General features: G+C 40.2%; 7 protein-coding genes and 1 pseudogene. 2 read left to right on the top strand and 6 right to left on the bottom strand.

The features are described 5' to 3' along the window. On the top strand, nucleotides 1-585 hold a 585-nt coding region (locus I6E24_RS13510), incomplete at its 5' end, for a DUF5121 domain-containing protein (protein ID WP_235329061.1). Nucleotides 586-740: 155 nt separating this feature from the next. Beyond that, nucleotides 741-1,826 (top strand): Sb-PDE family phosphodiesterase, encoded by a 1,086-nt coding sequence (locus tag I6E24_RS13505; protein ID WP_317218738.1) that lies wholly within the window; start codon nucleotides 741-743, stop codon nucleotides 1,824-1,826. 63 nt (nucleotides 1,827-1,889) lie between these two features. On the opposite strand, the gene I6E24_RS13500 is transcribed toward I6E24_RS13505, so the two are convergent. The 6 genes and pseudogenes from I6E24_RS13500 to I6E24_RS13475 all read right to left on the bottom strand — a co-directional run bounded on the left by I6E24_RS13500 (nucleotide 1,890) and on the right by I6E24_RS13475 (nucleotide 10,282). Further along, a complete protein-coding gene (locus I6E24_RS13500) occupies nucleotides 1,890-2,471 on the bottom strand; it encodes a non-canonical purine NTP diphosphatase (RefSeq protein ID WP_235329062.1) in 582 nt (193 codons plus the stop codon). Next, nucleotides 2,472-3,368: a YitT family protein gene (locus I6E24_RS13495; RefSeq protein ID WP_235329060.1), complete on the bottom strand. Its 897-nt coding sequence runs from the start codon at nucleotides 3,366-3,368 to the stop codon at nucleotides 2,472-2,474. A gap of 12 nt (nucleotides 3,369-3,380) precedes the next feature. Beyond that, a complete protein-coding gene (gene leuS / locus I6E24_RS13490; RefSeq protein WP_235329059.1) occupies nucleotides 3,381-6,215 on the bottom strand; it encodes a leucine--tRNA ligase in 2,835 nt (944 codons plus the stop codon). Between the two features lie 188 nt (nucleotides 6,216-6,403). Then, a pseudogene (locus I6E24_RS13485) lies at nucleotides 6,404-7,375 on the bottom strand (glycoside hydrolase family 43 protein); the annotation flags it as partial. A gap of 135 nt (nucleotides 7,376-7,510) precedes the next feature. Next, the gene (locus I6E24_RS13480; protein WP_235329058.1) at nucleotides 7,511-8,551 is read right to left on the bottom strand and encodes an IS630 family transposase; all 1,041 of its coding nucleotides are present in this window, start codon (nucleotides 8,549-8,551) and stop codon (nucleotides 7,511-7,513) included. Nucleotides 8,552-8,782: 231 nt separating this feature from the next. Next, nucleotides 8,783-10,282, bottom strand: a complete 1,500-nt coding sequence (locus tag I6E24_RS13475; RefSeq protein WP_235329057.1) for an acetyl-CoA hydrolase/transferase family protein — start codon at nucleotides 10,280-10,282, stop codon at nucleotides 8,783-8,785. Between the last annotated feature and the right edge of the window lie 496 nt (nucleotides 10,283-10,778).

The following is a 10,778-nucleotide window of genomic DNA, read 5'->3' as shown; positions in this document are numbered from 1 at the left end:
TCTCAAGGTCAACCAATAACATTCACAGGTATTCCAAATTACGAAAATTGGTGGATAGATTCTGACTATTTCTCAAAAGGCGAAAACGAAAATCTGACATTCGCACCTTTATCAGGCGATTACAGAATAATAGCTGACACTAAGAATCAATATTTTAAAGTAGAGAAACTGGCAAATGACACTCCTGCTGTTTTAAATCAGGACGGAAGTGGAGCTATATGGGTAATTGGTGAGAAAGTAGGAAAACCATCTTTTAACAATAACGAAGTAGGATGGGATACCAACAAGGCGCTGTGTATGTCATCTGTAGAAAACGGTATATATCAAATTACACTTACTGCAGGAGTACAAGTCAATGCAGAAACAATAAACTTCAAATTCTTCCATCAGAAAGGTTGGGGAGGTGAATTCACAGGAGATAAAATAACAAGCGAAAGTGATATAGTTATAATACCTAAAGAAGATGGTAACCTGGCTATAGCAGAAGGAAAAAAACTTGAGGTAAATAATACATATAAATTTACAGTTGATGTTAGAAACGGAATTGATAAAGCTATATTAAAAGTCGAAAAGATTAGTCAATAATAGTTTTATTCTAATTTATGACTAAAAAAATAGAGGATGTATCACAAGATGGTATATCCTCTATTTTTTTTAAAAGCAAATGTAACAACTACTTCACAACAACGTAAGATGCATCTAATATTTTTGCAGTAAAATAATTAAAACATAAATATACAATGAAAAAATTCTATCTGTTTCTCGCAATGGTAGGAATACTGCAGACAGGTTTCGGGCAAACCAAGGATAAAGACATCAACATTCCTAATTTAGACAACTACAAGACGTTGAAATGCGATTTCCACATTCACACTGTATTTTCGGACGGACTGGTATGGCCAACAGTAAGAGTAGATGAAGCATACTCTGAAGGACTTGATGCTATATCTCTGACAGAGCATATAGAATATAGACCACACAAGGACGATATCAAAGCAGACCACAACCGTTCATACGAAATAATCAAACAATATGCTAAAGATAAAGACATAATTCTTATTAAAGGTAGCGAAATAACAAGATCAATGGCTCCTGGACATCATAATGCCATTTTTATCACAGACAGTAATCCGCTTGACACGAAAGATTTCAAGGACGCATTCAAAGCCGCCAAATCGCAAAAGGCATTTATCTTCTGGAATCATCCGGGTTGGGATGCACAGCAACCGGAAAAAACTCTTTGGTGGGATGAACATACATACCTGTACGAAAACGGATGTATGAACGGAATAGAAGTAGCTAACGGAAAATATTATTACCCCGAAGCTCAGCAGTGGTGTCTTGAAAAGAAACTTACCATGATAGGAACGTCAGATATTCACCAACCTATACAGACCGATATTGATTTCAACAAAGGCGAGCACCGCACAATGACTCTGGTCTTTGCAAAAGAGCGCAATGCCGAAAGTATTAAAGAAGCTTTGATTAACCGTAGAACTGCAGTATTTGTCGGCGATAAGATTATAGGTGAAGAAATGTGGCTCAAAGATTTATTCGACAATTCCGTAAAGATTGAAAATATAGAGAAGAATGATAAATCGGTGAATATTACAATTTACAATGATTCTGACTTAACATTCTACCTGAAAAAGACCAAACACGCTCCTGGTATAACATATTTCAGAGATTATGAAATTGAACCTAATTGCAGACATACCATTTACGTCAAAATGGACAATAATATGGAATCAGGTAAGATTGATTTTGAGATTACTAATATGTTGATAAAACCTGGTAAAGGGCTTGACTACCAGTTCAGTTTCTAAACTATATTTTATAAGGAATGCCGCTACAGCCAATTTTAAAAAGGATGGCTATAGCGGCATTTATTATTTGTTTATATACTCGCAAAGTTTCTGAACAGCCCTAGCGCGATGGCTTATCTTATTCTTTTCATCATTACCCATCTCGGCAAAGGTTTCTGAATATCCGTCCGGCATAAATACAGGATCATAACCGAAACCCGCTCCACCTTTTCTTTCACGTATTATGCTGCCGTTTACTATTCCTTCGAAGAAGTGTTCCTTACCATCCTCTATAAGGCAAATAACAGTACGGAAACGTGCCTTGCTGTTATCCTTATCCTGCATTTCAGAAAGCAGTTTCTTCATGTTGGCTTCAGAGTCATGCCCTTCTCCACCGGCATATCTGGCAGAATAAATTCCAGGCGCACCATTCAAAGCCTCGACTTCAAGACCTGTATCATCGGCAAAACAGTCTAAACCATAATTATCATATATATACTGTGCCTTCAATGCAGCATTACCCTGCAAAGTATCAGCCGTTTCAGGAATGTCGGCATGACAGTCTATATCATTAAGACTCAAGATCTCTACCTTATCGCCTAATATAGCACGGATTTCCTCCAGCTTATGTGCGTTATTTGTTGCAAAAACAAGTTTCTTCATAATTTACTTAACTTTCAATGGGTCAAAACCTTCGCCGTAAACTCCCACTACATTACTTTGGGAAATAAATGCATTAGGATCAATATCCTTCACCAGACGGAAAATGTCAAGTGACTGGCTTTTCTTTGCAAGAACCACAACTACCTTTATATCCTGCTTGCTGTACCATCCTTTTCCGTCAAGGAGAGTTACTCCACGGTTAATCTGAGTGGAAATTCCTTCAGCGATTTCATCATGTTTACGTGAAAAAATAAGGAACTGGACAGACTGGCGTGCGCTGTTAACTACATAATCTATCACAATACTCATGATAAACAACACGCAGAAGCCAAACAGCACTCGTCTCCAGTCATGGAAAATAAAATAACAGGAAGATATAATCACTATATCGCAATACATAATCATTCTTCCCAAAGTTACGTCCTTATACTTGTTTATAATCCATGCTATGATATCCGTACCACCTGTACTTCCGTTATTACAGAACACTATTCCGATACCGAATCCCAGAAGTCCGGCACCTACGACACATGCCATAAAATCCTGGCCTGGCCCGAGCAACAATGGTAATTTACCGTCGTCGCCTTCTAAAAGCCGCTGAAAAAACCATAAAAAGAATGTAAGAACCAATATTGCAAATATTGTCTTAATACTGAATTTCGGTCCAAGTATCTTTAGCGCAAATCCCATCAGGATGGCATTTATTATAAAATAAGATACTTGTATCTCTATGCCTGTTACGTAATATATAATTGCGCAGATACCTGTAGCGCCACCGGTTGTAATTTGATATGGAAGCATAAATGCTGCCCAACCGAAAGCATAACACATCAAGCCAAAAGTGATGGCCAGGTAATCCTTAGATTCCCGGCCAAGTTTCTTTATCAATGATATCTCCATTATCTAAAGATATTATAGAACAATGTTTACTATCTTCTTTGGAACGATAATCACCTTCTTAGGTGTCTTACCTTCAATCCATTTCTGAGACTGTTCGTCTGCGAGAACCGCAGACTGGATTGTGTTGTTATCAGCATCAGCAGCAAACTCCATAGTGAAACGTGCCTTTCCGTTGAAAGAAACTGTATATTTCACTGTATCTTCTTTCAGATAATCTTCGTTGAATGCAGGCCACTGAGCATCACAAACCGATGTTGTGTTTCCGAGTGCTGCCCAAAGTTCTTCAGCCAAATGTGGAGCAAATGGCGCTATAACAACTACAAGGTCGCTCAAGACAGCCTTATTGCGGCATTTCAATGAAGTAAGCTCGTTCACACAAATCATGAATGCACTGATAGAAGTGTTGTAAGAGAATGTCTCAATGTCTCCAGTCACTTTCTTAATCAGTTTGTGTACAGCCTTAAGTTCTTCTTTTGTAGCTTCACCGTCCTGTGGGAGGAATTCGTCATTACGGTTATAGAACAGGCTCCACAATTTCTTCAGGAATCTGTGAACGCCGTCGATACCGTTAGTATCCCATGGCTTAGACTGTTCGATAGGGCCAAGGAACATTTCGTACATACGCAATGTATCGGCTCCGTAACGTTCAACAATCATATCTGGGTTCACCACGTTGTACATAGACTTACTCATCTTCTCAACTGCCCATCCGCACACATACTTGCCGTCTTCAAGGATAAATTCAGCATTGTTGTATTCAGGACGCCAGTTCTTGAATGCCTCAACATCGAGATTATCGTTTGATACGATATTTACGTCAACATGAAGAGGAGTAACGTCATACTGGTCTTTCAATCCGAGAGAAACGAATGTGTTTGTATCCTTGATACGGTATACAAAGTTGCTTCGTCCCTGAATCATACCCTGGTTTACAAGCTTCTGGAATGGTTCTTCCTTAACGCTTACACCGAGGTCGAACAGGAACTTGTTCCAGAAACGTGAATATATCAGGTGACCAGTAGCGTGTTCTGTACCACCTACATATAGGTCAACATTCTGCCAGTATCTGTCTGCCTTTTCCGAAACAAGGGCCTTATCATTGTGTGGGTCCATATAGCGCAGATAGTATGCGCTTGAACCTGCGAAACCAGGCATTGTATTAAGTTCGAGAGGGAATACGTTTACATTGTCTATCTTAGAGTTCTCAACCACCTCGCCGGCATTTACGTCCCAAGCCCATTTAGTGGCATGACCCAATGGAGGTTCGCCAGACTCAGTAGGAAGGAACTTGGCTACTTCAGGCAACTGCAAAGGCAATTTGCTTTCGTCTATCATATATGGCATACCGTCCTTGTAGTAAACAGGGAATGGTTCGCCCCAATAACGCTGACGTGAGAAAATGGCGTCACGCAGACGGAAGTTAACCTTTACACGTCCTAGGTTATGTTCCTTTACATATTTCTTTGTAGCAGCGATAGCTTCCTTGATAGTAAGACCGTTGAGGTGCAAATCGCAATATGGAGTTACGCCTGCCTTTGGAGAGTTGCAAACAATACCTTCCTTAGCATCAAAGCTTTCTTCGCTTACATCACATCCTTCAACCAGCGGAACGATAGGCAAGTTGAAATGTTTTGCAAAAGCATAGTCACGGCTGTCGTGAGCCGGAACTGCCATAATAGCACCTGTACCATAGCCGGCAAGTACATAGTCGCTTATCCAGATAGGTACAGCCTCACCTGTGAACGGATTTACAGCATACGAACCGCTGAACACACCTGTCACACGGCGGTCTGCTATACGTTCGCGCTCAGTACGTTTCTTTGTGCGGTCAAGATAAGCCTCAACTTCTGCTTTCTGAGCTTCAGTAGTGAGTTGTGCCACCAATTCGCTTTCAGGGGCAAGAACCATGAAAGTAACACCGAACATTGTATCCGCACGTGTTGTAAAGATAGTGAACTCCATGTCACTGTCCTTAACCTTGAAACGTACTTCAGCACCTTCCGAACGGCCAATCCAGTTACGCTGTGTTTCTTTCAGAGAGTCTGTCCAATCAACAGTTTCAAGTCCGTCGAGCAGTCTTTGTGCGTATGCAGAAACTCTCAAGCACCACTGACGCATTTTTTTCTGTACTACAGGATGACCTCCACGTTCAGAAACACCATCTACCACCTCATCGTTGGCCAATACAGTACCCAGTGCAGGACACCAGTTCACCATAGTCTCGCCAAGATATGCTATACGGTAGTTCATCAGGATTTCCTGCTGTTCCTTTTCCGATTTGGCGTTCCATTCTTCAGCAGTGAAACTAAGTTCTTCGCCGCAAGCTACATCAAGTCCTTCAGTTCCTTTTGTTTCGAAAGCCTTAACCAGATTTTCAATAGGCTGAGCCTTACCGCATGAATTGCAGTAATAGCTGTTGAACATCTTCTGGAAAGCCCACTGTGTCCAGTGATAATAATCAGGTTCGCAAGTACGGACTTCGCGGTCCCAGTCAAAGCAGAAACCGATTTTGTCGAGCTGTTCACGATAGCGTGCGATATTGGCAGCTGTAGTTACAGCAGGATGCTGTCCTGTCTGGATTGCGTACTGTTCTGCAGGTAATCCGTATGCATCGTAACCCATCGGATTAAGCACATTGAAACCCTGAAGTCGCTTGTAGCGAGCATATATATCGCTGGCAATATATCCCAGCGGGTGACCTACGTGAAGCCCTGCTCCCGACGGATAAGGGAACATGTTCAACACATAAAACTTCTTTTTTGATTCATCTTCCGAAACTTTGTAGGTCTTGTTTTCCACCCACTTCTGTTGCCATTTTTTTTCTATCTCCCTGAAATTATATTCCATAGCGATGTACTTTATATATTTGATTTTACGTTATTTATCCAATTTGTTTGCAAAGATACAATAAAAAAAATAAAGATACCCCAAAAGACAATAGAATGAAAGCAAAAAGCAGCAACAAGATATAAAGTATCATATACTTCTGTTCTTGTTACTGCCTGGATCATTTAAAACAATTTTTAATTATTAGGCTATTTTTGCCAAAATTCTTCCAATCTTTTAGCCTCATCTTTGGTGAGATGAATAACCGCTCCATGCTTTGGCGATGCAAAATTGGTAGTTTTCATAACACCCTCATTAAAACGTCCGAGATTCTTGAATGTTTTAAAATCGGTTGTTTCAATAAACCCGAAGTTATGAGGATTGATACTGTAAATATCATACATGAGAACCCACTTGTCTTCGCCAATGCGTTTCCACACATTAGGAGCTTCACAGGCTCCATCCTCAAAGTCACACCATTCAGGCATATATTCATATCCACAAGAAGTGCTGTCGGAAATTGCATGTTTGATACCTGGAGTACCGTCATGAGCTACATAAAACAAATGATACTTGCCTTTATGATAAGTTATATCACCGTCAATAGCAGAACGACCTTCTACCGGATACTCAAACAGTATTTCCGGCATAGATTCAAGTTTATTGAAATCATCGTTTACATAGACATAATAGAGTTTATTCTGTCCGTTACCATATCTCATGGTATAATAGATCATAAGTTTTCCTTTATTATGGTCATAAGTCACTTCCGGTGCCCATACACACCCCACTTCAGACATTTCCTCAGACAATGTATCGAATCTCACATTTGCACGCGACCAATTAATCAAGTCGTACGATTTCATAAGAACAAGCCCACGGTTGTTTCCCCAACCATAATCTTCACCTTTTCTCTCCCATTCTGTCTCTCTATATCCTTCTCTCTGGGCATAAATATGAAGGTCGGTCATTGCAAGATAAAAAGCTCCGTCTGGTCCCCTAAAAATATGAGGATCTCTGATACCTTTCTGCATAGCGATTGTATCACCTTTGATAACAGGTTTTGCATCATTCAATGCAGTAAAAGTATATCCATCCCAACTGATTGCCATATGCAGACTATGCGTTTCATCAGTATGAAAGACCATAAGATAGGCACTCATATCTTTCTCTGTAGGAACATATCGCTTTTCTGCATCCTTTGGTTTTTGCGCGCATTGCTGAAAACCGAAAAATACAGACAGCAATATTAATATATTTCTAAAAAGCTTATAAGTCATAAATGTATTATATTTTGCTGGATAAAGTTATTATAGTCAAAAAGAAATGGTTTGCGAATTAGACAAACAGAATTTAAGAGTCAGAAGTGACTCCAACTCTTCTTTATAGTTTCCGATATTGTCGAAGAAATCCTTAACGGCCTGCCTGAATTTCTCTTTTGTCCTGTAGAAGCCGGTATTGATGACCTTCTTGCGGAGGAATTTCCAAAGCCTCTCAATCAGATTGAGGTTCGGCGAGTAGGGCGGCAGGAATATCTGCCTGATTTTTGTCCCGTCCACCCATTCCTTGAGCTTTTTGTTGTGATAATAACGGGCATTGTCGGAAATGATATAGATGAACGGGGCCTCCGGATGCCTGTCCAAGGCCGCCTGATAAACTTCTTTTGTGGATTCGGCATTGACGCTTTCGCAATCATGGGCTATCACGTCTGTCACGTCATGCGCGTTAAGCAACCCGTTGATGTTCACCCTGTCACGACCGCTGACGGTCGGTTGTTCCAACTTTTCGCCTTTCTCTATCCACGCATAAGTGGAACGGCTGTTGTGGTTCGGATGAACACTGTCGGCATAATAAACCACAGCATCTTCCGGCATACCGGAAAGGATTTCGGAAAGTTCTCCGACAAAGGCTGCCTGCTTGGAGGCATCAGCCTCGCAAGGGACTTCCGATGTCTTCTTATAGGTGAAACCAATGCGGTTCAGCAGGTCTACAACCCCCTGGGGCGTGTACTCCACGCCGAATGTGGACTTTATCCACTCAGCCACACTCTTGGCATCCGTATAGATATGCTCACGAAGTTCCTTGCGCAAGGCGGACAACTGTCTGCTGTCAAGAAGCCCCCAATAACCTTTGTGGCGGTTTTCCAGAAGTTCATTGGCACCGCCGTGCAAATAAGCGGAACGGTAACGGTATACGGTGGAAACGTCTATTCCAAGGCATGAAGCCACGAAGGAAGGAGAATTGCCCATGCCCAACATCAGAATGCAAGTCACACGGGCATAGTCGGAACTTCCGGCTAGATTCCGTTGAAGTTTACGTAAAATTTCTATTTCTGATGTCGACAACTGCATTTCCATGCTGTAAAGATACAACTTTTAAACGAATTATTCGCATTTCACTTACTTTTGACTATAGTATATTTGCTCATGGCTTTGAGATGTGGAATTAGTCGTTTGGGAGCTACTAATTTACTCAATTTCTGTTATATACAGAAATTCTCAAAGCCTTTTTTATTTACTTCTCATCGAAATATTCTAAATCCGAAACTTGAGTTTTATTATAAAAAAGAAGAAATAGGATATGAATCTTTATTTGCAGAATTCAGTCCAATCTGTCAAGCGCATATCTCCTTTATCAAGGAACACCTCATGCATACTAAGTGCTGCTGAAAGACTGTGACTTGTCTGTCCCTTGTTGGCTATTTTGAGGTAGTCCCATAACAATTGTTTATAGTCAGGATGAGCACAGTTTTCAATAACTGTTTGGGCACGTTCCATTGGACTCTTACCGCGAAGGTCGGCAATACCCTGCTCTGTGATGATTACATTTACAGAGTGTTCGCTATGATCTTGATGTGATACCATTGGAACAATAGAACTGATACATCCACCTTTTGCAGTAGAAGGACAAGAGAATATAGATATATAAGCACTTCGTGTAAAGTCTCCAGAACCTCCGATACCGTTCATCATCTTGGTTCCGCAAATATGAGTAGAGTTAACGTTTCCATAAATGTCAGCTTCGATAGCTGTATTCATAGATATAACTCCAAGACGGCGTACCACTTCAGGACAGTTTGAAATTTCAGAAGGACGTAACACTAATTTGTCGCGGAAGAAATCTATATTATCATAAATATCCTTCAGACAGTCGTTAGTAACACTTAACGAGCATGTACTTCCGAATTTTATTCTACCGGCTTTTATCAAGTCTATCACTGAATTCTGTATAACTTCAGTATACATTTCGAATGCCGGTACGTCAGGATTTTTACCCAATGCGCTTAACACTGCATTTGCAATATTTCCTACACCGGACTGCAATGGAAGGAAAGTTGCAGGGATAATTCCTTTACGCAAATCGTTTACAAGAAAATCTGCTACATTCTGGCCTATCTTGTCAGTAATAGGATCCGGATCGTGGAAACCGCGTGCCTCATCAGGTATATTGACTTCCACCACGGCTGCTATCTTTGCAGGATCAACCTGAACATATGGAACTCCGATACGGTCACTGGCATGCTCTATCATTATCGGACGACGATGCGGTGGACGTTCCAGTTCATAAACATCGTGCATACCCATAAGGCTATTCTTATTATGAGCAGCATTAATTTCCACAATGACTATATCAGCCAGACGTGCCACAGTTGGAGATATACCAACACCCGCAGTAAGATATATACGTCCATCTGCTGTCAGTTCGCAAGCTTCCATTATAGCTACATTTATCTTACCTAAAAAGCCTGAACGAATTCGTTGTGCCATCTGAGAAAGATGTATATCGGAATATTTAACTTGTCCGCTATTACAAGCTTTTCGGAAATCAGTATTGGTTGTATATGGAGCTCTGAAATCAAGAGCGTTTGCTCTGGTTAATACTCCATCACAAGAGTCGCCTGTAGAAGCACCAGTAAGAATACTAACCTTGAATTGTTCACCGCGTGAATGTTTCTCTTCTGCTATTTTTGCTAATTCGGCTGTAACAGCCTTAGGTGTTCCTGCAGGTGTAAACCCACTTAAGCCAATGATGTCGCCATCCTTAATCAAACTTGCAGCTTCGGCTGCCGTCATAAATTTATAGCTCATGATATTGTGTATTTAAAGTTATAGTTTATAGTCGAATTTCAAATATTTTTTGAGGCTGTTCAAATTTAGAAAAAAAACATCAAATAAGACACTTACCATTACATATTTATGATGAAAAACATATTTTTTTAAACAATTTGTGTACTCATCTTCTTTAATTTCGGATTTAAAGATTAAACCGATAGTGCCAGTGATTTGAAGGTATGCAGTCATTTGTAGTCTAGTATAAATAATTTCTGTTATGAATGTTGACAATTTAACCGCTTTTGCGCGTTTTCAAACCTTTATCATATTCTGAAAAAACGTGGGCAAATTCGATGTAAAATTTGGGCAAGTTTGGGATTGAATTTGGGCAAGTTTTAAGAATAGGTTTGAAAAGAAAAAATCGTAAGGTTTATAAGTTAGCAATCAACTTGTTTTGTCCCATCTATGTAATGCGGATTATGCATATATTAATTATTTAAAATCAAAATCAAAAATTAAAGTAATATATGAA

The sequence above is a fragment of the Bacteroides caecigallinarum genome, assembly GCF_021530995.1.
In the GTDB taxonomy this organism is placed as follows: domain Bacteria; phylum Bacteroidota; class Bacteroidia; order Bacteroidales; family Bacteroidaceae; genus Phocaeicola; species Phocaeicola faecigallinarum.
This window is presented reverse-complemented; position numbering and strand designations above follow the sequence as displayed.